Origin of the sequence: Providencia sp. PROV032, from assembly GCF_028484875.1 — a bacterium.
Taxonomy (GTDB): Bacteria; Pseudomonadota; Gammaproteobacteria; order Enterobacterales; family Enterobacteriaceae; genus Providencia; species Providencia rettgeri_E.
The window spans coordinates 29,376-56,352 of record NZ_JAMPSX010000002.1 but is presented as its reverse complement, the minus strand read 5'-3'; the positions used below and the strand labels follow the sequence as shown (position 1 = coordinate 56,352).

The window sequence follows — 26,977 nt, the reverse complement described above, 5'->3', positions numbered from 1 at the left end:
CCAAGAAAAAAATACTATGATTATCAAACCTAAAATTCGTGGTTTTATCTGCACTACAGCTCACCCAGCAGGCTGTGAAGCCAATGTGCGTGAGCAAATTGCCTACGTGAAATCACGTGGCGAACTGAAAAATGGCCCTAAGAAAGTTTTAGTTATTGGTGCATCCACCGGTTACGGTCTTGCCTCTCGTATCAATGCTGCATTTGGCAGTGGTGCGGCTACCATCGGTGTATTTTTTGAAAAGCCAGGCAGTGAAGGTAAAACAGGCTCTGCGGGTTGGTACAATTCTGCAGGTTTTGACAAGGCAGCAAAAGAAGAAGGCCTGTATGCAAAAAGCATTAATGGTGATGCTTTTTCTGATGAATGTCGTCAAACCGTTATTGATTTAATTAAACAAGATTTAGGCCAAATTGATTTAGTTGTTTATTCACTGGCCTCTCCAGTGCGTAAAATGCCTGAAACGGGCGAAATTGTACGCTCGGCCTTGAAACCTATTGGCGAGCCGTATAAATCTGTTGCGTTGGATACCAATAAAGATGTGCTGATTGAAGCTGTTGTTGAACCCGCAAACGAACAAGAAATTGCAGATACAGTAAAAGTCATGGGCGGCCAAGACTGGGAGCTGTGGATGAACGCATTAGATGAAGCCGGTGTTTTAGCCGATAATGCACAATCTGTAGCTTATTCTTATATTGGTACGGACTTAACATGGCCAATTTATTGGCATGGTACATTAGGTAAAGCGAAAGAAGATTTGGACCGTGCGGCTTATGCAATCAACCAAAAATTGCAAGCTAAGGGTGGAGCCGCTTATGTTGCGGTATTAAAATCCGTCGTAACTCAAGCCTCTTCTGCAATTCCGGTGATGCCTTTATATATCTCTATTGTATTTAAAATTATGAAAGAGAAAGGGATCCATGAAGGTTGTATTGAACAAATTCAGCGCTTATTTGCCACTAAATTATTCAATGGCTCAGTACCAGATACTGATGAAAAACATCGTCTACGCTTAGATGATTGGGAATTGCGTGATGACGTACAAAATACATGTCGTGAAATTTGGCAGCAGCTGAATGATAATAACATCAATGAGCTAACGGATTACCAAGGTTATAAAGCTGAGTTTCTCCGTTTGTTTGGCTTCGGCTTAAATGGTGTCGATTATGATGCAGATCTCAGCGGTGAAGTAAATTTTGAAGTGAAAGAGCTGATTTAGTCATATTAAGCACGATTTTAAATTTCTTAGAGACCCGCTATTTGCGGGTTTCTATTTTTAACTATCTTTGTAAATCACATGTTTTTGTCTTGTTAGCTGAATTATTGTAATACGATAATTTCACCATCACGGATCACGGCTTTAGAAATAACAGTTCCATTTTCATCAAATTCGGTGACTGTGCCAACGAGATCGCCATTTTTAAATGTACCAGTAATGTTTGGTTTATTACTCGGAGTGTCGTGATAAATTTTAAATGGTCCCGATAGTTTACCTTGTAGCGCAGTGAATTCGGTATCGATACGGCCACTTTCATGGTAGTTACGGATAGTTCCATTTACATTACAATTTTTAAGTTGAATTTGGGATTCAGGCTTGCCATTTTCATAGTAGGTCTTAATGTATTTATCAAAGCATCCTTTAGATACCCATGTTTTAAATTTTGGCTGACCATTATCGAACTCAGTCTCAAATGCTCCTTCAGAAAGGCCTTTCGGAGCCTCTATGGTCGGAAACTCTATCTTTTTTAATTCACTTAACTCCCCAAATTTCGAATCTGAGTTTGAATTGGAATTTGTTAAGCTTCCAAGTTGACATCCAGAAACAAATAAAACTAAAGAAAGTAATGCAATAGATTTAATTGGTTTTAGCTTGAACATGTAGCACCTATTATTGCTGTAAAAAAATAATGGATTCAATTGCATATAAAACTATAGCCTTTTTATGACTGTATATTGTGAGAATCATCCTAAACTACTTATTTTAATAAGCTATAAACGATTTTTAGGGCGTGGTAAGTGAATAAATATTGATGTTAGTCATCTTGATAATAAGGTAGTTTAGTAAGTTAATGCGATTTGTATAATCAGGGAGTCATGAATGTTAGTTGTTGAAATGTTGAGTACCGGTGATGAAGTTTTGCACGGACAAATAATTGATACAAATGCAGCTTGGTTGGCAGACTGTTTTTTTCAACAAGGTCTCTCTTTGAGTAAGCGAACCACTGTTGGCGATAATTTAGAAAGCTTAGTCGCTACTTTTCTTGAACGTAGTTTGTCTGCAGATGTTCTGATAGTAAATGGCGGACTTGGGCCAACGAGTGATGATTTAAGTGCTTTGGCTGCGGCTAAAGCTGCGGGAGTTCCATTAGTTGAGCATTTGCAGTGGATTGAAGTTATGGAGCGTTATTTTATTGCTAGAGGGCGAGTTATGCCTGAAACAAATCGCAAACAAGCACTACTTCCCGCCAATGCTGAATTAATTGATAACCCTGTAGGGACGGCTTGTGGCTTTTCCTTAGTTTTGAATGATTGTCTGATTTTTTTTACTCCAGGGGTTCCTTCTGAGTTCAAAGTCATGGTAAATGACCAAATTTTGCCTAGGTTACGTGCACGTTTTACTTTGCCAGAGCCGCCAATTTGTTTACGCCTAACGAGTTTTGGCCGCAGCGAAAGTAGTCTTGCGAAGCAATTTGACAGCTTACCTTTACCTGAAAATTGTGTTTTAGGTTACCGTTCTTCAATGCCTATTATTGAATTAAAATTAACAGGCCCTGCGTCACAAAAAGAGTTGATGGAGAGGGATTGGCAACTCGTGAAGCAAGGAGTAGGGGATAATTTGATATTTGAAGGTACTGAAGGTTTAGCTCAAAAAATTGGAAAATCCCTAAAAGAAAAGAAATTACACGTAGTCGTTAGTGAACAATTTAGTGCAGGGTTGTTAAGTTGGACATTAAATTCTGCAGGAATAGTCATGTCTTCCAGCCAAATCCTATCACTTGATGCGGGACAAACATTAGAAACCCTTGTGCAAAGAGCTCAAAAAATAGCGGCTAATCATCCGTTATCTATTGCTTTAGTCGTTGGTGAATATCATGAGCAATATTTAAACGTTGTATTATCAACACCAGATAAGTGTTATGCGCAAAGAATTCACTATTTACCAAACAACCATTCACAGAAAGAAAAGCAAGAAGTCAGTGTAATGTTAATATTAGATATGCTGTCTCGTTGGTTAAATGGTCGAGAGGTTATTGGCTATTACGAATGGTTAGTACAAACTGAAACACTTATCCTTGAGAGTTAGTAGGTTATGAAGTTAAACGATTATGAGTATATTCCTGTTCTTGAAGAGAAACCGTTTCAATCGGAATTTAAGTTAATAATAACAGAATCTATTAATTGGCTTAGGTGCATATTAAAAGAAAAACTCCATAGCGTTTATGTGTATGGCAGTGTGGCAAAAGGCTGTGCAAAGCCACAACAATCAGATTTAGACCTGTGTATTATACTGTGTGATGGTCTTACTCAATTAGAGGCTACCAAACTTAATGAATTACAAATTCAATTAATGATTAAGCACACCGAAGTCAGCAAAATTGATTTTGATATTGGTATTATTACGGATGTGATGAGTGAGGCTAATTTATATAGTTGGGGGTATTGGATTAAGCATCACTGCCGTTGCATTTATGGGGATGATTTAGCAACATGTTTTAACCAATTTACCCCTTCACGAGCAATAGCCGAAGCCGTTAATGGTGATTTTGTTGATGTGCTTAATGCTTATATCGACCAAATCAATAATTGTAATGATGATGCTGAGTTAACGTTATTATATCGGGCGGCATCGAGAAAGCTCATTCGTTCGACAGATATTTTACGTTGGAAAAATGATAATGACTGGCCAGAAACATTATCTGAATATGCACAAAAATTCGTTCAACGTTATCCAGAACGACAAAATGAAATAAATTATTTTTTATGTCAAAGTTTACAGCCTTTTGTTGATGTGCAATTCTTGGAACATTTAGTCCAGTTTATCTGCTGGTTGGATGTTGAACATTCTAATATTATTAATAAATGAGCCAATTATGGCTCATCGGGTTGTAGTGTATCAATGATATAATTAATACTTGAAATTCCGCTCTTGCAAGCTTTGTCTTTTAAAACAGTCGGCGTTTTATCAATGGCCATTTTTACTGAAGATAACTGTTCGGTGTAGGTTTGCGCTCCAATAATCTCTGGATTATTATGTAAGTATTCAATAACTCCATCGACTTTTTGATAAAACTGGTCACATGAGTCGCCATCCATTTTTAAAGTTTTTAGCTCATTAAGAGAATTTGGAATAAGCTGTTTCGTTTGCTGCTGTATTTGCTCGACATACTTCCCTGACTTTACTTGCTCAACTATAGTCATTACCTGATTTTTCATGTTAAAAAATGAGGTAATAGCGATAATTAAAGCGACAGCTAGAATAATATTGATGCTAATACTGATCCAAAGTAAGTATTTTTTCATTACATTCCTTGAGTGAAAAATAAATCTGTAATATCAATATATAGTCTAATTACGTGATTAACACTTATATATAAGATTAACACGAAAAAAAAGGTAACCGAACAATAGGCTACCTAGATTATCATAATTGATAACGCCTATCGCACAGTCAAAACAGAAATTTTTGAATTTTGAATAACCATTGATGCTGTCGAACCTAAAAAGTATGTGGACATGCCAGGGCGCTTTGAGCCAATAACGATTAAATCTGCAGAAATTTCTTCAGCAACACGTAAAATTTCATCTCTTGGTGTTCCCATTAAAACTTGTGCGCTGTACTTATCACTTGAAAGATTAAATTCTTTAATAATCTCCGCGAGTTGCCTTGTAACATTATCTTGTTCACTATCCGCTTTTTCAGCAAAACCAAATCCCATTGTGGTATAGAAAGGGATAGTAGGGATAATTGCTAAAAAATGAATATGTGCTTTTTCATATTCTGCAAGGTATTGAATATGAGTCATAACTAAATGTGCTAAGCTTTTTTCTGTTATATCAATAGGAACTAAAATTTTATTATACATGTTTTTCTCCAGCTTTTATTTATTGAGTTCATGTAGTAATCGGGTCGTTAGTTTATAAAGAGTAGGGTTGTTAAATCAGTAGATGGCTGAGTCAATCAAAATAATGTTAACTGACACATAGGAATTACACGCCTCGGGTTTCATCATAGCGGATCAACAACATAAATACTTTGACAGCGGATTTAACTTAAGAAACTTAATGGTGATATCTATAGGCTGTTTTTCATGCGCTTTGTGCTATGCAAAACTTGAGTGCTTTGAATCATCTTCTTCCTGTTATATGATCTATACATGGTTTGTATACATATCATATTGTTGAGGTTGCTTTGGGTATCGTAAAAATTTCAGATGAACTGCATGATTATCTACGCCATGCGAGCCAGGTTATGTCCCGTTCGATTAATTCACAGGCAGAATTTTGGATTAAAATTGGTATGCAAGCTGAACTAAACCCGAATAAGACATTTACTATGTTAATCAATGAAATGTTAGAGAAAGAGTCAATTGAATTAAAAGGAAAGGTTCATGAATAATATTACAATTAAAACAGCAGAAGAAATTGAACTAATGCGTGAGTCTGGACGACTTTTAGCTAGTGTTTTTAAGATGTTGGATTCATTTATTGTACCAGGTATTTCTACAATGGAGATTAATGATAAAGTTGAAAACTATATCGTTAATGAATTACAAGCAAGGCCTGCGAGTAAAGGCCAATATGGCTACCAATATGTTTTGAATACATCGTTGAATGAAGTCGTTTGCCATGGTGTTCCAAAAACAGATGAAATTTTAAAAACAAAAGACATTATTAATGTTGATATTACGCTAGAAAAAAACGGTTTTATTGCTGATTCAAGTAAAATGTATGTGATGCCTGAAGCTTCACCACTGGCACGTAAATTGGTCAAAGATACTTATGCTGCTATGTGGGAAGGCATAAAGCAAGTTAAACCAGGCGCAACGCTAGGTGATATTGGTTCTGCTATTCAACATTATGCGGAATCTAAAGGTTATAGTGTCGTGCGCGAATATTGTGGGCATGGTATTGGCCGTGAAATGCATGAAGATCCGCAAGTTCTTCATTATGGAGTACGAGGGAAAGGGGTTGAATTAAAAGAAGGGATGACATTTACGATAGAGCCAATGATTAACCAAGGTGGGATGAAAATAAAAACAAAGAAAGATGGCTGGACGGTCGTAACGAGAGATAAAAAATTATCAGCTCAATCCGAACATACGGTATTAGTCACTAAAGATGGATACGAAGTTTTAACATTACGTGATGAAGAAAAATAGCGTTAAAAATAGACTTTATAAGCTTGTTACCATAAAGGTAACAGGCTTTTTTTAAATTAATTTTTACTATTGTCTCAATGCTATTGCTATACGGTTAAAGGCACTCATTAAACCAATAGCGATAGTTAAATCAGAAATTTGTTCATCAGAAAAATGGTGTTTTAATTCATTAAAGAGAGCATCTGATGTACCACTGGTAGCTATATTAACGACAGCTTCGGTCCAAGCTAATGCAGCGCGCTCTAATGAATTAAAATGATGACTAACCTGCCAGCCAGCGAGAGTATCAATTTTTTTGTTACTGACACCATTTGAACGTAATGAGCTTGCATGCATATCTAGACAAAATGCACAGCCATTGATTTGTGAAACTCTTAAATAAACAAGCTCTATTAGTTCTTTGCCTAACCCGCTTTTATCCAATGCATTTTTGCAATCAATAAGCCCTTTATAAGCTTCGGGTGATAAATTGTTATAGGCTAATCTAAGTTCATTCATGCGGGATCCTTTACATATTTCGTTGTCAGATGAAATGCAATGTTTGGTGCGGTTTGGTTGGAAGGTTGAGCTACTTTATTTTATAAGGAAATCAAGTTCAATAGCATTAAGTGGCATTTGTGGAAACCAATATTAGATTAGTACGATAAGAATCTATAAATTTTTGCTGAATATCGAGTGGAAGTTGGTTATCTGTAATAATATCTGTCAATTCGTCTATTTGAGCGACACGAAATAATGACCATTTACCGTATTTACTACTATCAGCAAGCATAACAGAGCGTGTAGCATTTGTTATTAGGTCACGTTTTAGACCTGCTTTTTCTTCTGTTGGTGTTGTAATTCCTTTTTCTAAACTCCAAGAGTTACAACTAATGAATGCGATATCAGGATAAATACTACGTAATAAAACACGCCCATGCTCACCAATACAAGATTGGCTACTATCGTCAATTCTTCCACCAACAATTGTGACTTCAATTTGTTTGAATTCAGAAAGAAAAAGGGCAATATGGAGGTCAGAGGTAATAACACGCAGGGGCATATGAGTGAGCTCTCGCGCTAGCTCAAGCATGGTTGTTCCTGCATCAAGTAGAACCGTGCTACCTGGTTCAATTAAACGGGTTGCCACTTTCGCAATAGCCCGTTTCTCTCTTAGATTACGCTGGTTTTTTTCGGGCGTAGTGGGCTGAACAGGAATGAAACGGTTTAGGGTTACACCGCCATGTGTGCGAGAGATAACCCCAGTTTCATCAAGTTTAATGAGATCACGCCGGATAGTGGCCGCTGACACGGATAATGCTTGTACTAGTTCTTCAACAGTGACGAGGTTATGCTGTTTAAGATACTCAAGTATTAAATCTAATCTATCCATTGTGCTCATTAGTTATACTACATTCATCGCAAGTTTAAGTGAGATGGCCATACTTTCAGGATTTGCTTTACCCGTCCAAGCAATATCAAATGCGGTTCCGTGATCGGCTGAAGTGCGCAAGAACGGAAGGCCTGCAGTGATATTAACACCATCATAAAAACCTAATAATTTCAAAGGAATATGGCCCTGGTCGTGATACATGGCAACGACCATATCATATTGCCCTTGATAGGCTTGTAAAAATACAGTATCTGGAGGACAAGGGCCATAAACATTAATACCTTCAGACCTTACCTGTTCTATAGCTGGTTGTAAATATACGATTTCTTCATCACCAAATAAACCATTTTCCCCAGCATGAGGATTAACGCCTGCGATCGCAATACGTGGTTTTTCATAGCCAACGCGTTTTAAAAAGTCTGATGCGATACGAGACACGGTTATGATACGCTCGCTATTTAATGTATCTAAAAATTTACGCAATGCAATATGTGTTGTGACATGGATGACTTTTAATTTTTCGGTATAAAGCACCATGGCGTAATCTTTGGTATTGGTTAGCTGGGCAAGTAGTTCAGTGTGACCTGGGTAGTTGTGCCCGGCAAGGTGCAATGCTTCTTTATTTAAAGGTGCAGTGGCAACCGCTTTCACTTCACCAGCGAGTGCTAGTTCAGTCGCACGTTTAATACAGCGAAATGCTAAGTCACCAGCTTGAGCTTGAACCTTCCCCGCAATAAGCGCGCTAGGGTCGGCTAGGGGTTCATCAATAATATTGATGGTATCCGCTGAAAATAGGGCTTCTTTGATATTTTGTATCACATTGATTTTTATCTGAGGAACTACCCCCGATTTAATTAATCGCTGCATTGTTGATGCACAACCGATAACAACGGCAGAGGCTCCTGCAAGTTCACCTTCTGAAAGGGATTTGACGATAATTTCTGGGCCAATACCTGCAGGATCTCCCATCGTAATAGCAACAACATTATTTTTCACAATAAATTTCCTCAATATATTTGATGGCTTCGCATAAAGTGGTTATTTGACCAAACCCTCCCGCTTTGGTTATCACGGGTAAGTCATCGATTTCACTATCAATAAGTGTGCCGCAAGGTATACACGGCAGTACTTCAGATTGAATTCGATAACCTTTTGCTCCCAAAGTATTGGCAACCGCAATCGCAATATCTCCACCTGTTAAAAAAAGTCCCCCGATGCTGGCAACAGACAGCGTATTTAAGGTCAGCAAACTAATAAAGTCGCTGATATTTTTCCCCAATTCATTACGTGTCATACCGTAGGTATTGCATAGGTCATCAATATGATGCCTATCTTGCACATCTCGGCTGGTTCGTATGATGGTGTGTTTTTGTTGGTTTAATGTTTGACTAATTTCTTTGATGAGTGCAGCCATGTAGTTATCTTGTGTAGTGGCTGCAAGTGCTTGCGTGACATCAACATCAATGACACTGGCATCACAATGTGCTTGTGCATAGTTTACCTGTTCAATTGTTGTACTGCTCATTGAGCCAGCGACAATAAATAACGGTAGCCCTTGCTTTTTATCCATGAAAATGTTCTCAGGCAATGCATTTGCAAAGCCCGCAGCTCCAACGAGTAGGCAAGGTTGATCTATTGAAAATACGGCTTCAGCAATTAGTGCTAAATCTTCATCATTTTCAGCGTCCGTGACGATGATACTGCCTTGCGTTGGCGCTTGTGCTTGTAACCATGTTGCGAATTGTCCTGAACGTATTCGGTCTAGATAAACTTCAATAACGGGCAGGGTAGTCTGCTGATGGAGAATAGTTTGGATACGTGATGAAACTATTGGTGTTTTAGGGTCAGAAGCAAATTCAGTTTCAATAAGTGCTTTTCCATGAACGAGACATTCACCATTTAACGTTACACGTCCTGCCGCAGGAATAGCTGCGGCAACAATAGCAAGTTTTAAGCCTGTTTCTGACATAATTGTCTCTATTTCTGTCCCGATATTACCGCGAAATGTTGAGTCAATTTTTTTATAAATGACAGGTTTATCCTTCTGAGATAAAAAAGGTTTCAGGCTATTTCGTAGGTTTTCTGAAGCAACTTGTGCATTTAATGCGCGACTTTCTGTATTAAGCACAACGACATCAGCAAACCAAGAATGTTTTTGTGTATTATCAAGAAGTATCTCTGTGCGCGCATGCTTTTTAGCAAATTGAACACCGGTATCATTTGCCCCTGTAAAGTCATCCGCAATAACTAATAGCTTCATAAATAACTCCTTACTCTTCAGTTTTTTGGGGTTGTCTTGCTTGTTGGCGTTTAGCAACCCAAGAGGTCAGGATAGGGGTTAGAATAGCGGTGGTGATCACGGATGCAGCAATCAAAGGAGCCGCAGAAAGCGCGATAGCCTCTAAGGATGGGTCGGCTTGTGCGATAGCGAGTGGTGTTGCTACAGCATTTCCTGCGGTACTTGAGGCAGCAGCGCCTGCGATACCTGAACCTCCTACTAGACGGTCTGCTCGAATATTAAACCAGCCGCCAACAAAGGTAGTCAGCACACCGAGCAAGATACCTGCGAGTCCACCTTGTAATAGCATTTCTAAGTTGATCCCTGCGCCTAGTGCAAAAGCGAAGAAAGGAATTAATATTGGCCCACCTTTTGTTAGAAAATCGCGCATATGTGGGTCTAGATTACCTAAGATCATGCCAACAATTAACGGAACAAGAACCGCAACTAATGCCATTAAAGGGATATTTGCCATACCAGCTGCGCCTAGCGCAATCATGGTAAAGAAAGGCCCATCATTAAGAGATAAAATTGAGATAGCACCAACGTCTCGTTTATTACCAAACTCCCCAACTAAAGCGGCATATAAGCCACCATTTGAATTGCTCATTGCTGCAATAATTGCAACACCAGTTAAACCAAAAATTCCTTCCATTCCAAAGAGATAATCGACGCCTAGACCAAGAGCAATCGCAACGACTAGTTTTGTTAAGGTAATTGTACCTCCTTGTAATAAAGCTTGTGGCGCCGCTTTAAAACTAATTCCTGCACCCATACAAAGCAAGAATGCACCAATAAGAGCAGGGGCACCATTTTTAAACAGTGATGTTGTAAAGCCTCCGATTTCGAGGGCTTGAGGAGCAAAGGTGTTGATTAGGGCACCGAGTACTAATGGCACAACCATCATGCCACCAGGTATACGTTCAATCGATTTTTTTATTTGCATGGTTTTCTCCGCCATGATTTATTTTAGTCATAATGATTATATTTAATCAAATAAAAACAACAGTGATCAAGATCTCAATAATTCCCCTTACCATTTTTTGATGTTATATTCTGATTATTTTCATTAATTTGACCTAAAATAACGATAATTTGCTTTTTTATGGTATTTGTGTCATTTGAACGAATGAGGGAGTGATTATAAATAATCATACATGTGTTCTGTGATTGAAAATAAGCATTAATAATTTAAAAGGATAAAACTAGGTTTATAACAAAATTATCTGTAATGGCTCAGCGATTCATTTTTACCAAGATAGAAATAGCAGATTTAGTGCTTTTAAATTTAGGAATATTAGACTTGTAGTTAGAAAATAAGTGGTGACAATAAGGCGCTTTATTATAATTATTAATTTGATAGGGATTAACTCATGCAATTTAAATCAATGATTAAATTGGTTGTCGGTGCTGCATTACTTCTCGTTATTGGCCTCGTTGGTATTAACTCATACACCATTGTACAGGATGGCTCGGTTAAGGTGGGGACATTTTTAGGAAAAGTCGACCCAGTTGCTTATGATGCAGGTTTACATTTTCCAATTAATCCGTTTACAACATTTGATACGTACTCAACAAAAGATATTCGAGTATCTCTAAAAGAGTTAAGAGTACCTTCGCAAGATAAATTAAAATCTATTGTTGATATTACGGTAATGCTTCAGTTTGATGGTGCGAAAGCGCCTGTATTACGTATTAATGGGGGAACAGAAAGCGAAGCTTTGGATAAATATGTACGTCAAAAACTGATCTCAACGATTTTAGAATTTGGTAAAGATGTTGCTAATGCTCAAGATCTTTATACTGCAGATACACAGAGAAAATTACAAGAATCTATTCGTGATGCTATTCAAGGGTATGCTTCCCCTTATGGCTATACAATAAAAGAAATTATGATCCAAGATATTACTTTGCCTGAAGTTGTACAAGAGCAAGTAGTTAATACTAAAATGCGTCAAGAGCAAATTAACCAAGCAAAAGCTGAGGCTGAAAAAGAGCGTGAATTAGCTCAGAAAAAGGTTGTTATTGCTGAAGCGGAAAGAGAGTCTGCTGAACAACAAGCCATCGCTAGAGAGCGTAACGCACAAGCAAGTTCATTTGCTATGCGCCAAGAAGCTGATGCAAAATTGTATGCTGCACAGAAGGAAGCTGAAGCGAATGCGATATTGCAACGTACTATTACCCGTGAAATGATCAATTGGAAACAGTTAGAAATTGAACAAATCAAAGCCCATAAATATAAAGGTGAGGTACCTAATATTGTTGTTGGTGCAGACTACGATGGTAAAATGATTATGGATATGCGTAATAGCCAGTAATTTTAATGAATAAGAATAACTGCATTTAAAATCAGTTTTATTAATCTTTAAGTGAAAATATAAAGTTTAGCACTTTTATTCGCTGTTTAAATAGCCTGATTTCGATATCGAACTGGGATCAGGCTATTTAATTTATAGAGGGTACAGCCAATGTTCACATAAATTAATTACAAGATGGTTTACCAGTACGATGATTTAGAGCACCATTATCAATAAGTAATTTTTGCATTTCTGGAAGATTGTTCTTACATGCATAAGTTAATGCACTTTGGTCATAAGAAAACATGGTTACATCATCAGTCGTTGTGCTTCGGTTAATATCTGCTCCTTGCGATAATAAATATTTAACTGTTTCCATTCTATTATTACTTGCGGCTATCATGACTAATGTTTCACCATCACTTTCAATTTGTTGATTATTCAAATCTACTTCATCTTTCATCAGTTGATGGACTTTTTTTACAACATTGACATTATTACCAAGTACTGCTGATTTCAGCACGTTATATACGTCACCCGTATCGGTTGCCCAAAGATTCGCATTTTGCGAGATAAGATAATCAACCATTGCTTCATCGCCAATAAAGGCAGCCCATCCCAGAGCCGTTTGGTCTAAGCTACCGGTGTCTTTGGCTTCGATATCTTGTCCTTTAGCGACCATCTGTTTTACTTTATCTAAATCTCCCTGTTTTACGGCATCAAACCATTCGGCATTGGCACCTTCACTAGGGCTTTCATAGAAAACTCTCCAAGGTAAGCGTTCTTTATTCGCGAGTTCGAGCATAGTCGTGTAATCTGTTTTAAAATGCCTATATTCTGGAGGGTTATTATTATTAACGACTTGGGCTTGAGATACTGCCCCAAAAGTAATTAATGAAAAAGCAAATATAACTTTTTTAATATTCATATTGAAACCTTATTAATATTTAGTTATGTATCAGTATTGAAAAATAAATGGTATAAAGCAATAAAAATCATGTTTATTCTATTTTATATGGTTATTCTGATTTGTATTATGCTTATTGATAGAGGTTATGTTATCAATTTAATTAATGGTTATAACAACCGCCAGCAAACAGAAGAAAATGAAGCTATTGCTATTGGTACAGCATACCAGCGAGCACAGCTATTGAGTACAGATGATAGAAGTAAAGCCTCACAGCTTATTCAACAATATTTGGAAGCTCGGATTGAGTTTTTTAAGTCGGGTATCAGTGACGAAAATAACCAATGGTTGATGACTTCTTTGGAGAAGCAAAGCCAGTTGTGGGGAAATAGCGGTAAAAGAAGCAAGTCAAACACCAAACCCAATTGTGGCTTCTGTATTAAATGCATTTAGTGGCCTTTATCTTTCTCAGCAAAAGACGATGGCAAGTTGGCGACACCAAATTCCAAATGCCACTTGGTTTTTACTGATCTTTTTTGCTATCTGTTCAAATACTCTTAATGGCTACAATATACGCGGAACAAAAGGGAAAAATGGCTTGATACTCATATTGCCGTCATTAACCATGTTGGCGCTATTTATGATTGCTGAAATTGATGTTCCTGGTGAAGGTATGATCCACGTGACACCGGATGATTTGATTTTATTACAGGAATTCTTATTTAGGGATGGTGTTTGGTTGGGAAAGTAGTGTAGCTGTAAAAAAACTCCCCGCTAGCAAATTTGCCATGGGGAGTTCTGTTTTAGCGGACGATAATACCTAATAGAATTCCGATTGCGCCAAAGTCAGCGTCACTGAATGTAGTATTAGCAATACCAATATCCCCAAGAACAGGTAACAGGAATACGGGTAGGAAGGTAATCAATAGTCCTTGAGCGAATGCACCCAAGATAGCGCCACGACGACCGCCTGTTGCGTTACCAAACACACCAGCAGCTGCACCTACGAAGAAATGGGGGACAACGCCTGGAATAATAACCGTCATATTTAATGCATATAAAACGAACATTCCCAAAACACCCGCAGCAAAACTACTTAAAAAGCCGACTAATACTGCGTTTGGTGCATATGGAAAGACCACTGGGCAGTCTAAAGCAGGTTTTGCGTTAGGGACTAATTTGTCAGAAATACCTTTAAATGCAGGGACGATTTCTGCAATAACCATACGCACACCTTGCAGAATAATGTATACGCCCGCAGCAAATGTAATAGATTGCATTAATGAGAACATGAACCAATTCTTACCACCACTGACTTCACGAACGAAGTCACCGCCTGCAAACAAGCATGTGATGATAAAAATAATGAACATGGTGAAAGAGATAGCAACAGGAGTATCTCTTAAAAATAGTAAGCTTTTCGGGACATTCATGTCTTCTGTTGAATGTTCTTTATTACCGAATTTGCTGCCGATGAAGCCCGCTAGGACATACGAAATTGTTGAAAAATGGCCTATCGCAACATCATCTGAACCCGTTACTTTTTTCATGTAAGGGTGGGCAATGGCAGGGAAAAACACCATACAAAAACCAACAATCAGTGAGCCAACAGTCACTAACAGTGTACCTTCCATTCCTGCAGTGGCTAAAATAACCGCAATCATCATGGACATGAATAAAGTATGATGCCCTGTGAGGAAAATAAATTTCCATGGGGTTAAACGAGCAATCAAAATATTGATTAGCATCGCAAAAAACATAATTATTGCCATTTCACGGCCGAAGCTTTTTTGTGCAATAGAAACAATAGCTTCGTTATTTGGTACCACACCATTAATACCAAAAGCATGTTGGAAAATAGCTGAAAAATCACCTAACGAGCTGACAACTAATCCCGCACCAGCACCTAAAATCACAAAACCCATGATGGTTTTGATGGTGCCTTTAATACATTCAGTTACTGGTTTTTTCTGCGCGATCAAACCAATAAGTGCGATTAAACCCACAAGAATGGCTGGCTCAGATAAAACATCCTGCATCAGAAAACGAAAAAATGACATAGTGCCTCCGCTTACATTGCCCCAAGTTTTTGTAAAGCAACAGTCAGGCGTTCTTTCATTGCTACTTTATCAATCATATTTTCGAGAGCAACGATTTCGCCACCAACTTGTTGTGCAACTAATTGTTCTGCAATATCGCTTGTCCCAACAAAGATGTCACTCACAGTGCCTTTTGCCGATCCTAAATCGACATGGTCAACATCAGCGCTAACTTGTAAATCTTTCAAGATATTTTTGATGCTCATTTCCATCATCAGACTGGTACCTAAACCATTCCCACAAACAACAGTAATTTTCATAATGTTTACCTTAATATTGAGTTTATTCGTATTTAGCGATGATTTTTAGAATGTCATCGACGTTTTCTGATTGCATGATGTTATCTACATCTTCTTGGTTATCAAATAGTTCAGCTAATTTTGCGATAGCACCAATATGGCTATTGCTATCAGTTGCTGCCAATACAATTAACAACCGGATTGGGTCATTGCCTTCGGAACCAAATTCAACACCTTGTTTGATAACGGTTAGTCCAAGAGATAATTGGTTTACTCCGTCTTCTGGGCGCGCGTGAGGCATGGCAATACCGGGGCCTAATACATAATAAGGGCCAATTTTTTCGTGCGATTGAATTATTGCATCAATATATCTCGGTTCGATGAATTTATTATTAATTAATGGATTACAGGCGATTTTTATCGCTTCTTGCCAATCACTGGCACTGTCAACAACTTGAATGACGCTAGGGGTCAGTAATGTCGTTAGCATTGGGTTGCTCCTGGTAGAGTGAAATTATTATCTTTGTAATGGTTGAATGAATAGTAGTGCTCTATGGTAGCGCTATCTAGTTGAATCTTTCATTTTCGTGATAGCGCTATCATTTTGAGAAAATATAGCGAACAAATATGAAATGAGTACACTTGTCGGCTGATTAACAAATTCAACCTGTGGTAAGTTAATTGAGTTGGCGTTTTTTACTGTTTTTTAGATCTAATATAATGATATTGGCTATCTTTTAGTGTATTTAATTGAAAAAACGATAAAAAGTAAAAATACAGGGACAATGGTTACCAAAGATCTGCGTATCTTAGGGTTAATAATCAGCTTAGGCTAAGTAAAAGTATTACATGCAAAAATTACGAAAAAGAAAAAATACAGGGCGAGTCACATTGCAGGATGTCGCAAAATACGCAGGTGTTGGATCCATGACGGTATCTAGGGCTTTGCGTACACCTGAATTAGTATCTGATAAGCTACGAGAAAAAATTAATGCTGCAGTTGAAGAGCTTGGTTATATACCTAATTCTGCGGCAGGTATTTTAGCTTCAGGTCAAAGCCGTACAGTTGCTGTTTTAATTCCGTCTTTGCGTGATCATGCTAGTTCAGTTTTTCTGCAATCTTTACAGGAAGCTCTGAACAAAAATAGTTATCAAGTTGTTATTGGTAGTCATGATTACCAGCAGAAAAAAGAGTCTGAAGTCTTATCGACACTGTTGCAGAGCACCCCGGCTGCCTTGATCATTTTTGGGGCGATAAATTCAGAAAATGTGCTTAATTATCTAAAAAATTTAGATATTCCAGTTGTCAGTGTTGCAGGGGAGTCCAATCATCCAGTCACGTTGAACATCAAAAGCAATGTTGGAGATGCTGTCAGCTTTTTAACCAACTATATGTTACAAAAAGGATATAAGAAGATAGGCTATATTGGTGCTCAAATGGACAGCAAAATGCAAAGTCAGCAACTCAGTGGCTGGAACCGAGCGATGCTGACGTATAACCAAAGTGCAGACCAAAGTATTACAACTCCGTATGTGGCAACGATGGATTTTGGTCGTCAGGCAATTAGTGAGATGTTGACCCGTCAACCAGAACTGGAAGCTGTGATTTGTAGCCATGAAATGATTGCACTTGGTGTCATTTTTGAGTGCCAGAGGCGTTTAATTCAGATACCTAAAATGTTAGCGATTGCTTGCGTCGAAGGTTCTTCTAATTGTGATCATATCCATCCATCACTGACTTCAGTACGGATTGATTACAGTAAAATGGCTCGAGAGACAGCGAAAAGATTACAAAAATGGCTTGCTGATGCCGATTGTGATTTTATCGAACGTAAAGAAGGTGTTGTTTTCCCTTATAAATTTGAAGCAAGACAAAGTGCATAAAATTTAATTTTTATATTGGTCACATTTTTTTTGAATATTTTGCTTATCTTTAGCGCCTAATGGTGTGGTAACTCACTACTTTGATGGTTAAAAATGGTTTTTTTTTCTCTCAAAATAAGATTGTCGGTTTGGTCACTATATCTTTTTTATTCTCTGTTAATGTATGAAAACTGCAAGTTGATGAATTCAGGTTAGCTAGAATTTCATTCGATACTTGCATTATTTTGTCATATTAGACATTAACAGGGGAAAATAATGAAATTACTAAAAATAGCTATTTCTGGCGCAATTTTAGTTTCTTGTGGTGCAATGGCAACGATGACGGGTTCTGAAATTCTGAAGGTGCAGGACGGGGGAGCACCGAATAAAGTTTATATTTCAGACAAACCTACCATTAAAGTAGCCACTTATAACATTGGTAAAAATGAGTTGGCATCAGATGTCAGTAATTTTGATGGACTGAATACAGCGATTGCAAAAATAGATGCAGATGTGATTGTTTTAACTGAAGTTGATAACAAAACAGCCCGCAGTAAAAAAGTTCACCAGCTAGAAGAAATAGCTAAAGCCAATAAGATGGATTTTGTTTTTGGTAAGGCTTTGGATTTTGATGGGGGGGAATATGGTGTCGGAATTTTATCGAAATATAAAATCGATAAATCTAAAGTGATTAATTTACCCTCTGGTGATGCAGAGCAACGTGTTGTATTAATATCTCAGATATCAAAACCAGGCTTCGATACGCCAATTATTGTAATGGGTACACACCTTGATTGGCAGAAAGATCCAACCATTCGCATTGGGCAGGTTCGTCATATTTTAGATGCGAGTATTGGGGATACGGATACGGGATTTGATAATATTGCAGCCTCAATAAAAATATTAGCGGGAGATTTTAATTCAACAGCTAATGAACAGCCTATCCAAGAAATTCGTTATATGTGGAACCCAGTTGAGTTAAAAGGTGTTGATTATCGTAGTTGGCCAGCTGTGAACCCAGCCATTGATATTGACCATATTTTTACATTTAAAGGCCAAGTTTGGGATGTGAAAAAAATGGAAATTCCAACGGATAGTAAAGAGTTTCAATGGTCTAATGTTAGTGACCACCTACCTATAATTGCGGAATTAGAGCTACAAGAGCAATAAACACTTAACAGAAAAATTTTTGATAAAAGGCCTCATTTAGTTTGAAGGCCTTTCCAACTGTAATGATAAGTTAATTGGCTAGTATTTTTTTCCTTTCAATATAGCGTTTTTCAGCTATGCCTAAATAATACTCAACTGTTGAATATATTTTTTGGTGCTGTTCAGTCAATTGTTGTGATGTATCTAATGTCGCACTCATTTGCTGTTTAAAAACGGTAAGAAAACTTTGTATGCTATCGAAATGACCGACGATATTAGTATAGTAAAATTGGTATACATAAGATTCCTGAGAGTGGCTTAACTCGGTGTTATTTTTGATGTTATTAGTTGCAAGTAATAGTAATTGAATATTTGTCATGGTTTACCCTTTTCTTTGGGAAGCAATGCTACATGAGATGGAAAAATTATTTTGTCAAATTTAGCCGGATAATTTTATATATTGGCTAAAAGAAGTAATTTTCCCTAGGAATAATCCGTAATTTGCATTGGTTGGATATATCGAAAATTGGATAAAAGTAGGTATATAGAGAAATCTAATGGTAAATTACTATATAGATATTGTTAAATATTCTAATGTTTTTTGTGTTAGGTGACTACTGTTAACTTTTTTTTATCAAAAAACAAACATTCTGTTAATTAAATCGAATTTAATTTTAATCTTATTAATCAAGTAATTGCGGTTTATTGCGCTTAAGTTAAAACTGTGATTTGGTTAATTTTCTCTAAAAAAAGAGACACAAGATAATCGCACGTTAAAAGGGAGAGGGGAGATATAATATAAATCAATGTTTTTTATATTGAATTGAATTTTAAGTGTTTTCTTGTTTGGTTGAGTTAAAGTAGTCGAATGAGGAATTATTTTAAAATAAGGAATATATTATTAATTAATTTAAATTTACGCCTAAATTGAGTTAAAACGTGCATCAAATGAGTTAAATAATATTTAGACATGGTTATTATTAAATTGAATTGTTTTATTACATGTTTTTGCTTTTTTTTGTTAAGTTATGATGAACAATTAAATCTTATTATTGTTTTCGGTTTTTAGTGGGAAAAATTTTTTAGTTTAAAAATTAAAATTGAAACAGTTAATGTTTTAAGTACTATTTATATTCTTGGTTTAATATTGACATGCTTACTCACTCAGTGAGTGAAATGAAGGGTAAATAAGGATGACTATATAAATTTAATTGTATTTTTTCTCTGTTAGTGGTGGTTATTGGTTATGGTAATTAGAGCTAAATAAGCTGTCTTATAAGGTATTCTTATATAGATAGGGCTAGCAATTATTAAAATAATTATTATTTACTTACAACCAACCAAGGGTAATTACTTAGGTCTATTTTTGGGCTGGACTATTAGGTCATTTTGGTCAATTGGTATGTTATTGAGTAAATGAGAGCTTAAGAATATGAATATCATAAAGTTGCTCACAATTTTGTTGTTAACTGGGGGTTCTTTTATTTTAGGCGTAACATTGAACTACGCCCCTACACCTGATCTTGTGAAATTGGCAAAGAGTAGTGTTGAAGACTATTTATCTTACCCAGAATCTGCTGCATTTAAAAATGTGAAATATAATTTTATTCGCCAAACTGCGGATAAAGGGGATTTAGGTTATGTATGTGGCGAAGTGTTTCGAATTAAGAATGCAAGGTTAGAAGGCTATAAAAAATTTATAGTGAAAGCATACAGTGATAAACAAGGAAAGGTTTCCTTGTCTATTCCAATGGTTGAAGGTGATTACGATTTGGTACCAAAGGAAATGGTCGATTCGCTATGGACAAGATATTGTTTCTAAAAGTGAGTTATAACACAGGTTTTTCTATTAAATAAAACTCGATAAGCAAAACGAATTCTAATAAAGAAAGCCGATTTACGGCTTTCTTTAGTTTAAATATTATCTGAGTCTTGTTTCAACGTGATTAACCTTTTAATTCTCTAGCACATTGCTGCAAATGCAAGAAAGAGGCGAATCTTGTATCATGTCGACTTTTATAAGCTTTATTGGCTTGGTAGGTTAAGTCAATCGCACTAAATTGGTCCATGGCTTGCGCGACATCCGCACAGGCTTTCCCTGCAACTGCACCTAGGATAGCAGAGCCAAGCAATACGGGCTCACTGGCTTGTGTTGAAATCACTGGGACGCCACACGCATCAGCAAGTAGCTGGCGGATTAATGGGTGTTGGCCTGCACCGCCACTGATAGCAATATTGTCAATCTCAGCGCCAGATTTTGCCTGTGCTTCAATGATTTGTCGTAATCCATAGCCGATCCCACACACACCAGCAACATAGAAAGAAAGTAAATTTTCTAGGCTGTTATCCATGGTTAAACCAGCGATGACGGCTCTGGCATGAGGGTCAGCAAAAGGTGCTCGATTCCCTAAAAACTCAGGAACCACGTGTATTTTTTCAGCTAGTTCAACAGACTGTGATGGTGAAGATGCTTTTTCTAATACTAAATCCGCTAACATAACAGGCAAAGGTTTACCTTGTTCTTTTGCCGTGAGTTCTGCTTGTGCTGAAGCGGGGTGCAAAGAAAGTAGCTGGTCAATTGCAGCGCCAGCCGCACTTTGTCCACCTTCATTTAGCCACATGCCGGGTACCATTGCACTAAAGTAAGGCCCCCATACCCCCGGTATAAAGATGGGCTCTTTGGTGGTTGTCATTGTGCATGAAGACGTACCAAATACATATGCCATATTGGCGGTTGCATCGCCATTAACGCCAACAGTACCAATACCACCAGCGTGAGCATCTATCATACCAGCGGCGACAGGAGTTCCTGCTAGTAAGCCCATTTGTTGGGCCGCGGCTTCAGTTAAGCCTTCACCACACGGCGTTCCAGGTTCCACAATAAGTTGACCAATACGTGCGAAATTTTCATCTGCTAATTCAGATAAGCCAATCTGTTGAAAGTAGCTCGCATCCCAACGTTTTTCATGGGCAAGATATGTCCACTTGCAGGTGACAGTGCAAGTTGAACGAGCTAAAGAATCAGTTGATTTCCATGTCAAAAAATCGGCTAAATCAAAAAATTGCCATGCATTATCATAGGATTGACGTAAATTTTCTTTTAGCCATAGAATTTTAGGCGTTTCCATTTCAGGCGAAATTTTACCGCCAACATAGTTTAAAACAGGGTGTTTTAATTGATTAATCCGTTCTGCTTGTTCAGTTGCACGGTGATCCATCCACACAATAATATTGCGTTCAGGATCATTTGATGGGCTAATCGTAATAGGCTGTTTATCTGCTCCAATGACAACCAGTGAGCAGGTTGCATCAAAGCCAATACCCGTCACTTGTTGTGGTTGTGCTTTCGATAATGCCATCGCTTGTTTGACACTATAACAAACCGCTTCCCAAATTTCGTTACTTGATTGCTCTGCAAAATTGGCGTTATCACGAAACAGTGTAATATCACGCTTGGCAGACGCTAACATCTTGCCAGACATATCAAAGACACCTGCGCGAGCACTGCCTGTGCCGACATCGATACCAATAACGACTTTATCGTTATTTTTTATTTGTGCATGTGAATTATTCATTTTTCCTCCAAGGTGCTAACTGCAATGAATTGCGAGATGACAAGTTAGAGATCAACACTGTTCGGTACAATAACAAGATCACGAATAGTGACATTGCGTGGGCGGGTTAACATAAATAATACCGCTTCAGCGACTTCAATCGGTTGCATTAAGCTACCATTTGCTAAGGCTTCTTCCATTTTTTCTTTCGGCCAATCATCAAGTAATGCGGTAACCACTGGGCCGGGTAATACTGCACCAACACGGACACCATGTTCCGAAACCTGACGGCGTGTGGAATGGACGAAGGCTTGGACAGCAAATTTTGATGCGGTGTAAATCGGTTCCCAGATCACAGGGACAACACCTGCAATTGAACTGGTGAATAATACATCACCGGATTTTTGGGCAATAAAATGAGGTAACACCGTGCGAACACAGCGGAAAGCGGCATTAATATTTAAATTTAAGACATTATCCCAGACATCAGGGTCACCCTCAGCAACAGGGCCACCAATATAGGCACCGGCATTAGCATGGAAAATATCTAAACGGCCAGCTTTTTGTAAGATGGCATCTAACATGCCATCAACTTGTTCTGGTTTCATTAAGTCGACAACTAACGGGATCGCGTTTTCACCTAATTCTTCAACAAGCTGGTTTAATCGCTCTTCTGCACGGTCAATTAAAACGACTTTTGCACCTGCTTTGATGAGTGTGCGGGCACATTCAAGACCGATACCGGAAGCAGCTCCGGTAATTGCTGCGACTTTGTTCTCAATAGAAATGGCCATAATTTACTCCAATCGGATATTTTAGCGAAATGTAAGAATAAAAAGCGCCTGAAATTAATGAAACAGCAATGAGTCACAGGGATGGATAGGTGGCTACATGGGATGGTTGATAGTCTTTATTTTGCAGTATATCAACTCATGTATCATCAATTTCAATGTTGCTCAATCGATGTAGCAGTATTGCGACTTTTCGACTTTGGTGTCAAGCTAGTAAAAAATGGAGATGAGAATCTGTGACAAAGATCAGACAAAATAAGAAAACAACGATCTATGACCTTGCTGAATTAGCCGGGGTTTCAGCGAGTGCAGTGAGTGCAATACTTAATGGTAATTGGCAAAAAAGGCGAATTAGCGCACAGCTTGCTGAAAAAGTGATCCGCATCGCCGAAGAACAAAATTATGCGGTCAATAAGCAAGCCAGCTTGTTGCGCAGTAATAAATCCAAAATAATCGGTATGTTAGTTCCGAAATATGACAACCGCTACTTTGGCTCTATTGTCGAACATTTTGAGGAAATGGCGCGTGAAAGAGGGTTGTTCCCCATCATTACCTGCACGCGACGTGACCCTGAGTTAGAAATAGAAGCCGCGCGCGCAATGATCTCTTATCAAGTGGATTGGTTGATTTCAACGGGGGCAACGAATCCAGATAAAATCACCGAACTTTGCCAAGCTTCGGGGGTTTCAACCTTGAATTTAGACTTACCAGGCTCGTTGGCGCCTTCGGTTATTTCAGACAACTATATTGGTGCAAAAAATTTAACTCAACGCATTTTAGACAAAAATACGTCTCAATTATCAACAAATGAAGCCTTAATTTTTATTGGTGGTCGTGAACATGACCATAACACGCGTGAACGTATTCGTGGGTTTATTGATGCGCATAATGAAAAAGGTATTACAGTTCCACAAGAAAATATTTTGGCCTGTGGTTATGCACCAGAAAAGGCGGAAAAAGCGCTTTCACGGTTTTTCGAACAGAATAATGATGACCCACAGAGAATAGTGAAATGCGGTTTATTTATTAATTCAACCATTTCATTAGAAGGGGTTATTAATTGGTTAGGTAAAAAAGGCTACATTGGCGCTCATCAACCACATTTAGGCTGTTTTGACTGGGATCCCTTTGTTGCACTTTTAGGTAATGATATCGAAATGGTCAAACAAGATGTGCCAACGATGCTAAACCATATTTTTAAGTTGATAGAGAATGAAAATCACCAAGCACAGTTAATCGAAGTATTACCTGTCGGCGTGGCTAAAGAGTGATATTGAGTGAGAGCCGCTTATCGTTGTTGACTGATAAGCGGCGAAAGGTCATTATTTATTCAGTGTTGTAACCAATAATTGGTGGCGTTGGTTATAGAATTTTGTATAGGTCATATAACCTGCTAATATGGTTGAAAGGCTTGCCGTGCCTAACAGCATAAAAGTCACCATAATCTGGTATTTAACGGCTTGTAATGGGTCGACTCCAGCAAAAATTAAGCCAGACATCATCCCCGGAAGGCTAACAATTCCCACTGTTTTTGCAGAATCCACCGTTGGGATCAACGATGCACGAATACTGTCACGGATAATAGCGGCGGAAGCAACTTTTGGGGTTGCCCCCAAACTTAACATTTCTTGAATCTGTTGTTGCTGGCTTGAAAACCGTTGGCCGAGGTTATTAAAGCATAATCCTACTGCAATCATGGCATTACCTGCGATCATACCTGTAATAGGAATGACCTGCATAGGCGTAAACGCGATGGCATTGGTTAATATCAGAATTAACAATGTAAGAAATGTACCAGAGGTAATGGCAATTAATGCAGTAACATAAATTTTATCAATATATTTACTTCTTTTCTTAGCGTTCCACGCGGCATTGACGCAAATAAACATCACCAATGCAATCGTGAGCAATTCGTGATCCACTCTAAATATGTATGTTAGAATATAGCCTGCGATCAATAGTTGAATAATCGCGCGGCACGTACTCCAGATAATATCTTTTTCAAGGGACAGTTTTTCTTTATGGCTAATAAAAATAGCCACTAGGACTAACAGGATAGAAAAGGTTAATGATTCATTGGAAATAGTTGGTTGGTGCACAGTGATATCCTATGATTCGTTATGATGAACAGGAAGGGTAATAATTTCATTAGTATGAGCAATTTCATCTTGATCATGGGTTACCCATAACACGCCTATTTTTTTATCTATCGCTAAATGATGAATAAATTCATTCACGATAATTTTGTTTTCTTCATCTAGGGCACTGGTGATTTCATCTAATAGTAAGACTTGCGGAAGAAATTGTAAGTTCCTAATAAGAGAAACACGCTGTTTTTCTCCCCCAGAAAGTTCATTAATTCCTTTTTCTAAAATAGAAGCATGTAGAGAAAACTGCTGCAAATCACTGATAACTTTGTCTTTGTTAAATGACAATTTTCTGATTTTATACGGAAAAACGAGGTTGTCATACACAGTCTGCCCAAACAAAGCAGGCGTTTGGGTACAGTATGAAACCAGCTGACGATACGTTTCTGGGAGGATGGTATTGATATCTTTCCCTTGAAACTTAATGGTTCCTTGAGTTGGTGAAATTAACGAGGCGATTATTTTTAATAAGGTGCTTTTACCACAGCCGGAAGGGCCCGTAATCAGTTTAAAGTCGCCTGCTTGTAAGTTAATCTGCACATTATCAAGAATTAATTTTTGCTCAATGCGATAGCCAATGTTATTAAGTTGTAAGAGTAAGTTGCTTTCTTCCATATTATCAATAACCTATAAATTAAGTGTGCAGTATTTAGTGCAAATGAGATTCATTTTAACATCTTACTCAATAACTCAGTGCTGATGTTGTTCAATATCAATTTAGATATAACTACTAATATTATGCGCCAATTAGTAGGAAAATTATAGGGGAAGAAAAATACACTTTTAACGAGATATTAGAACATAAATGCGTTTTTAGACGAATTTTTACAGGTAAAATAAAATACAAATATTCATTCGAATTATTATTTTGAACATATGTACATTTAGAATTTAGTAAAGTATTTAATTTGAGAGATATCTCTTTTTTTAGCTGAATAATATAGAATTTAACCAGTGATACTATTATATTAATAATACCAAATAATTTAATCTGCGCTTAATATTTTGTTGTCTCCCTAAGACAACCTTATATTTATTTCATCAGTATACCAAATATTACATCATGATATTAAGGAATTAAAATGAAAAAATTTAGTGGCTATAGCACCAACTTTTCACTTGATGGTAAGGTTGCATTAATTACAGGGGGGGCTGCTGGTATTGGCTTAGCGATTGCTCAACTGTATGTTGAAAAAGGGGCTAAAGTCGCCTTAATCGACAAGTCAGATAAAGTGATAGAAGTTGCGGGAAAACTAAAGAATTCAATTGGTATTCAATGTGATATTACGAACTCTTCAGCCGTTTCTCAGATGGTGGAGAATGTGATTGAACATTATGGTGCGTTAGATATTGTCGTCAATAGTGCAGGGATAGTCGCGCTTGCTCCCGCTGAAAACTTAAGTGAGTCAGATTGGGATTTAACGATGAATGTGAATTTAAAAGGGACTTTTTTAGTTTGTCAGGCCGCAGGTAATGCAATGATTAATAATGGAAAAGGGAAAATTATTAATATGGCTTCTCAAGCGGGGGTGATTGCCTTAGACCAACATGCCGCCTATTGTGCCAGTAAAGCAGCGATTATTAGTTTAACCCAAGTCTTAGCACTTGAGTGGAGCCCAAAAGGTATACAAACCAACGCCATTTCACCAACGATTGTCATGACAGATCTCGGTAAAAAAGCGTGGGAAGGTAAAAAAGGTGATGAAATGAAAGGAAAAATTCCTGCTAGGCGTTTTGCGGAACCATCTGAAATTGCCGCCTGTGCGTTATTTTTGGCCAGTGACGCATCTGACATGATCACAGGGCATAATTTAGTGATTGATGGTGGTTATAGTATTCAATAAGGATATTAAATTAATAATAAATAAAGCGAATATGAGTGGCTATTTGCTTTATTTTTATTT

30 protein-coding genes are annotated in these 26,977 nt (G+C 37.6%); 13 read left to right on the top strand and 17 right to left on the bottom strand.

The window, feature by feature from the left end:
* Positions 1 to 16 precede the first annotated feature (16 nt).
* On the top strand, positions 17 to 1,216 hold the full coding sequence (gene fabV / locus PSF42_RS00890; RefSeq protein WP_125890886.1) for an enoyl-ACP reductase FabV: 1,200 nt from the start codon (positions 17 to 19) through the stop codon (positions 1,214 to 1,216).
* A gap of 101 nt (positions 1,217 to 1,317) precedes the next feature.
* Here fabV and PSF42_RS00885 read toward each other — a convergent pair whose 3' ends face one another.
* Positions 1,318 to 1,875 carry a toxin-antitoxin system YwqK family antitoxin gene (locus tag PSF42_RS00885; RefSeq protein ID WP_125890887.1) on the bottom strand — a complete coding sequence of 186 codons (558 nt, stop codon included), beginning with the start codon at positions 1,873 to 1,875 and terminating at the stop codon, positions 1,318 to 1,320.
* 220 nt (positions 1,876 to 2,095) lie between these two features.
* Here PSF42_RS00885 and PSF42_RS00880 point away from each other — a divergent pair, with 220 nt between their 5' ends.
* The gene (locus tag PSF42_RS00880) at positions 2,096 to 3,301 is read left to right on the top strand and encodes a nicotinamide mononucleotide deamidase-related protein YfaY (RefSeq protein WP_272679284.1); all 1,206 of its coding nucleotides are present in this window, start codon (positions 2,096 to 2,098) and stop codon (positions 3,299 to 3,301) included.
* A 6-nt stretch (positions 3,302 to 3,307) separates the two neighbouring features.
* Positions 3,308 to 4,081, top strand: a complete 774-nt coding sequence (locus PSF42_RS00875; RefSeq protein ID WP_272679283.1) for a nucleotidyltransferase domain-containing protein — start codon at positions 3,308 to 3,310, stop codon at positions 4,079 to 4,081.
* A 5-nt stretch (positions 4,082 to 4,086) separates the two neighbouring features.
* On the opposite strand, the gene PSF42_RS00870 is transcribed toward PSF42_RS00875, so the two are convergent.
* Both PSF42_RS00870 and PSF42_RS00865 read right to left on the bottom strand, forming a co-directional pair.
* A complete protein-coding gene (locus PSF42_RS00870; protein ID WP_213913303.1) occupies positions 4,087 to 4,518 on the bottom strand; it encodes a hypothetical protein in 432 nt (143 codons plus the stop codon).
* A gap of 137 nt (positions 4,519 to 4,655) precedes the next feature.
* The gene (locus PSF42_RS00865) at positions 4,656 to 5,081 is read right to left on the bottom strand and encodes a universal stress protein (protein WP_125890891.1); all 426 of its coding nucleotides are present in this window, start codon (positions 5,079 to 5,081) and stop codon (positions 4,656 to 4,658) included.
* 326 nt (positions 5,082 to 5,407) lie between these two features.
* Here PSF42_RS00865 and PSF42_RS00860 point away from each other — a divergent pair, with 326 nt between their 5' ends.
* Together PSF42_RS00860 and map are read left to right on the top strand one after the other, a co-directional pair.
* Positions 5,408 to 5,614 carry a ParD-like family protein gene (locus PSF42_RS00860; RefSeq protein WP_004910200.1) on the top strand — a complete coding sequence of 69 codons (207 nt, stop codon included), beginning with the start codon at positions 5,408 to 5,410 and terminating at the stop codon, positions 5,612 to 5,614.
* Positions 5,607 to 6,377, top strand: a complete 771-nt coding sequence (gene map, locus PSF42_RS00855) for a type I methionyl aminopeptidase (RefSeq protein ID WP_125890892.1) — start codon at positions 5,607 to 5,609, stop codon at positions 6,375 to 6,377. The genes PSF42_RS00860 and map overlap by 8 nt, the downstream gene beginning before the upstream one ends.
* A 66-nt stretch (positions 6,378 to 6,443) precedes the next feature.
* Here the strand turns inward: map and PSF42_RS00850 are convergent, their stop codons facing one another.
* The 5 genes from PSF42_RS00850 to PSF42_RS00830 all read right to left on the bottom strand — a co-directional run bounded on the left by PSF42_RS00850 (position 6,444) and on the right by PSF42_RS00830 (position 10,973).
* Entirely contained in the window at positions 6,444 to 6,875 is a 432-nt protein-coding gene (locus PSF42_RS00850; RefSeq protein WP_125890893.1) for a carboxymuconolactone decarboxylase family protein, read from the bottom strand.
* Positions 6,876 to 6,981: 106 nt separating this feature from the next.
* Positions 6,982 to 7,758, bottom strand: a complete 777-nt coding sequence (locus tag PSF42_RS00845) for a DeoR/GlpR family DNA-binding transcription regulator (protein WP_442959215.1) — start codon at positions 7,756 to 7,758, stop codon at positions 6,982 to 6,984.
* Between the two features lie 3 nt (positions 7,759 to 7,761).
* Entirely contained in the window at positions 7,762 to 8,718 is a 957-nt protein-coding gene (locus tag PSF42_RS00840; RefSeq protein WP_442959216.1) for a D-threonate 4-phosphate dehydrogenase, read from the bottom strand.
* A 16-nt stretch (positions 8,719 to 8,734) separates the two neighbouring features.
* Positions 8,735 to 10,009, bottom strand: coding sequence for a D-threonate kinase (gene dtnK, locus PSF42_RS00835; RefSeq protein WP_272679280.1), 1,275 nt, complete (start codon positions 10,007 to 10,009; stop codon positions 8,735 to 8,737).
* Positions 10,010 to 10,019: 10 nt separating this feature from the next.
* Entirely contained in the window at positions 10,020 to 10,973 is a 954-nt protein-coding gene (locus PSF42_RS00830; protein WP_272679279.1) for a 2-keto-3-deoxygluconate permease 1, read from the bottom strand.
* 427 nt (positions 10,974 to 11,400) lie between these two features.
* Here PSF42_RS00830 and PSF42_RS00825 point away from each other — a divergent pair, with 427 nt between their 5' ends.
* Complete coding sequence (locus tag PSF42_RS00825) at positions 11,401 to 12,345, top strand: SPFH domain-containing protein (protein ID WP_004263460.1); 945 nt, start codon at positions 11,401 to 11,403, stop codon at positions 12,343 to 12,345.
* 163 nt (positions 12,346 to 12,508) lie between these two features.
* Here PSF42_RS00825 and PSF42_RS00820 read toward each other — a convergent pair whose 3' ends face one another.
* A complete protein-coding gene (locus tag PSF42_RS00820) occupies positions 12,509 to 13,252 on the bottom strand; it encodes an ankyrin repeat domain-containing protein (RefSeq protein ID WP_213913297.1) in 744 nt (247 codons plus the stop codon).
* A gap of 108 nt (positions 13,253 to 13,360) precedes the next feature.
* Here PSF42_RS00820 and PSF42_RS00815 point away from each other — a divergent pair, with 108 nt between their 5' ends.
* Entirely contained in the window at positions 13,361 to 13,684 is a 324-nt protein-coding gene (locus PSF42_RS00815; RefSeq protein ID WP_272679278.1) for a hypothetical protein, read from the top strand.
* 28 nt (positions 13,685 to 13,712) lie between these two features.
* Positions 13,713 to 13,982 carry a hypothetical protein gene (locus PSF42_RS00810; RefSeq protein ID WP_272679277.1) on the top strand — a complete coding sequence of 90 codons (270 nt, stop codon included), beginning with the start codon at positions 13,713 to 13,715 and terminating at the stop codon, positions 13,980 to 13,982.
* A gap of 52 nt (positions 13,983 to 14,034) precedes the next feature.
* Here the strand turns inward: PSF42_RS00810 and PSF42_RS00805 are convergent, their stop codons facing one another.
* The 3 genes from PSF42_RS00805 to PSF42_RS00795 are packed head-to-tail and all read right to left on the bottom strand — an operon-like array spanning position 14,035 to position 16,059.
* Positions 14,035 to 15,291, bottom strand: a complete 1,257-nt coding sequence (locus PSF42_RS00805) for a PTS ascorbate transporter subunit IIC (RefSeq protein WP_272679276.1) — start codon at positions 15,289 to 15,291, stop codon at positions 14,035 to 14,037.
* A gap of 11 nt (positions 15,292 to 15,302) precedes the next feature.
* On the bottom strand, positions 15,303 to 15,590 hold the full coding sequence (locus PSF42_RS00800; protein WP_004910231.1) for a PTS sugar transporter subunit IIB: 288 nt from the start codon (positions 15,588 to 15,590) through the stop codon (positions 15,303 to 15,305).
* Between the two features lie 22 nt (positions 15,591 to 15,612).
* Positions 15,613 to 16,059, bottom strand: coding sequence for a PTS sugar transporter subunit IIA (locus PSF42_RS00795; RefSeq protein ID WP_125890898.1), 447 nt, complete (start codon positions 16,057 to 16,059; stop codon positions 15,613 to 15,615).
* Positions 16,060 to 16,418: 359 nt separating this feature from the next.
* Between PSF42_RS00795 and PSF42_RS00790 the strand changes: the two genes are divergently transcribed.
* Positions 16,419 to 17,453 (top strand): LacI family DNA-binding transcriptional regulator, encoded by a 1,035-nt coding sequence (locus PSF42_RS00790; RefSeq protein WP_125890899.1) that lies wholly within the window; start codon positions 16,419 to 16,421, stop codon positions 17,451 to 17,453.
* 255 nt (positions 17,454 to 17,708) lie between these two features.
* On the top strand, positions 17,709 to 18,602 hold the full coding sequence (locus PSF42_RS00785; RefSeq protein ID WP_125890900.1) for an endonuclease/exonuclease/phosphatase family protein: 894 nt from the start codon (positions 17,709 to 17,711) through the stop codon (positions 18,600 to 18,602).
* A 70-nt stretch (positions 18,603 to 18,672) separates the two neighbouring features.
* On the opposite strand, the gene PSF42_RS00780 is transcribed toward PSF42_RS00785, so the two are convergent.
* Positions 18,673 to 18,960 (bottom strand): hypothetical protein, encoded by a 288-nt coding sequence (locus PSF42_RS00780; protein ID WP_125890901.1) that lies wholly within the window; start codon positions 18,958 to 18,960, stop codon positions 18,673 to 18,675.
* Between the two features lie 1,053 nt (positions 18,961 to 20,013).
* Here PSF42_RS00780 and PSF42_RS00775 point away from each other — a divergent pair.
* Positions 20,014 to 20,403 carry a hypothetical protein gene (locus PSF42_RS00775; RefSeq protein WP_125890902.1) on the top strand — a complete coding sequence of 130 codons (390 nt, stop codon included), beginning with the start codon at positions 20,014 to 20,016 and terminating at the stop codon, positions 20,401 to 20,403.
* A gap of 124 nt (positions 20,404 to 20,527) precedes the next feature.
* On the opposite strand, the gene PSF42_RS00770 is transcribed toward PSF42_RS00775, so the two are convergent.
* Positions 20,528 to 22,135 (bottom strand): FGGY-family carbohydrate kinase, encoded by a 1,608-nt coding sequence (locus PSF42_RS00770; RefSeq protein WP_272679320.1) that lies wholly within the window; start codon positions 22,133 to 22,135, stop codon positions 20,528 to 20,530.
* 65 nt (positions 22,136 to 22,200) lie between these two features.
* Positions 22,201 to 22,929 carry an SDR family oxidoreductase gene (locus PSF42_RS00765; protein WP_213913292.1) on the bottom strand — a complete coding sequence of 243 codons (729 nt, stop codon included), beginning with the start codon at positions 22,927 to 22,929 and terminating at the stop codon, positions 22,201 to 22,203.
* Between the two features lie 233 nt (positions 22,930 to 23,162).
* Between PSF42_RS00765 and PSF42_RS00760 the strand changes: the two genes are divergently transcribed.
* Positions 23,163 to 24,197, top strand: a complete 1,035-nt coding sequence (locus PSF42_RS00760; RefSeq protein WP_125890905.1) for a LacI family DNA-binding transcriptional regulator — start codon at positions 23,163 to 23,165, stop codon at positions 24,195 to 24,197.
* Between the two features lie 51 nt (positions 24,198 to 24,248).
* Here the strand turns inward: PSF42_RS00760 and fetB are convergent, their stop codons facing one another.
* On the bottom strand, positions 24,249 to 25,025 hold the full coding sequence (gene fetB / locus PSF42_RS00755) for an iron efflux ABC transporter permease subunit FetB (RefSeq protein ID WP_125890906.1): 777 nt from the start codon (positions 25,023 to 25,025) through the stop codon (positions 24,249 to 24,251).
* A 9-nt stretch (positions 25,026 to 25,034) separates the two neighbouring features.
* Positions 25,035 to 25,688: an iron efflux ABC transporter ATP-binding subunit FetA gene (fetA, locus tag PSF42_RS00750; protein WP_125890907.1), complete on the bottom strand. Its 654-nt coding sequence runs from the start codon at positions 25,686 to 25,688 to the stop codon at positions 25,035 to 25,037.
* A 467-nt stretch (positions 25,689 to 26,155) separates the two neighbouring features.
* On the opposite strand from fetA, the gene PSF42_RS00745 reads away from it, so the two are divergent.
* Complete coding sequence (locus tag PSF42_RS00745) at positions 26,156 to 26,917, top strand: SDR family oxidoreductase (RefSeq protein WP_272679275.1); 762 nt, start codon at positions 26,156 to 26,158, stop codon at positions 26,915 to 26,917.
* Positions 26,918 to 26,977 lie beyond the last annotated feature (60 nt).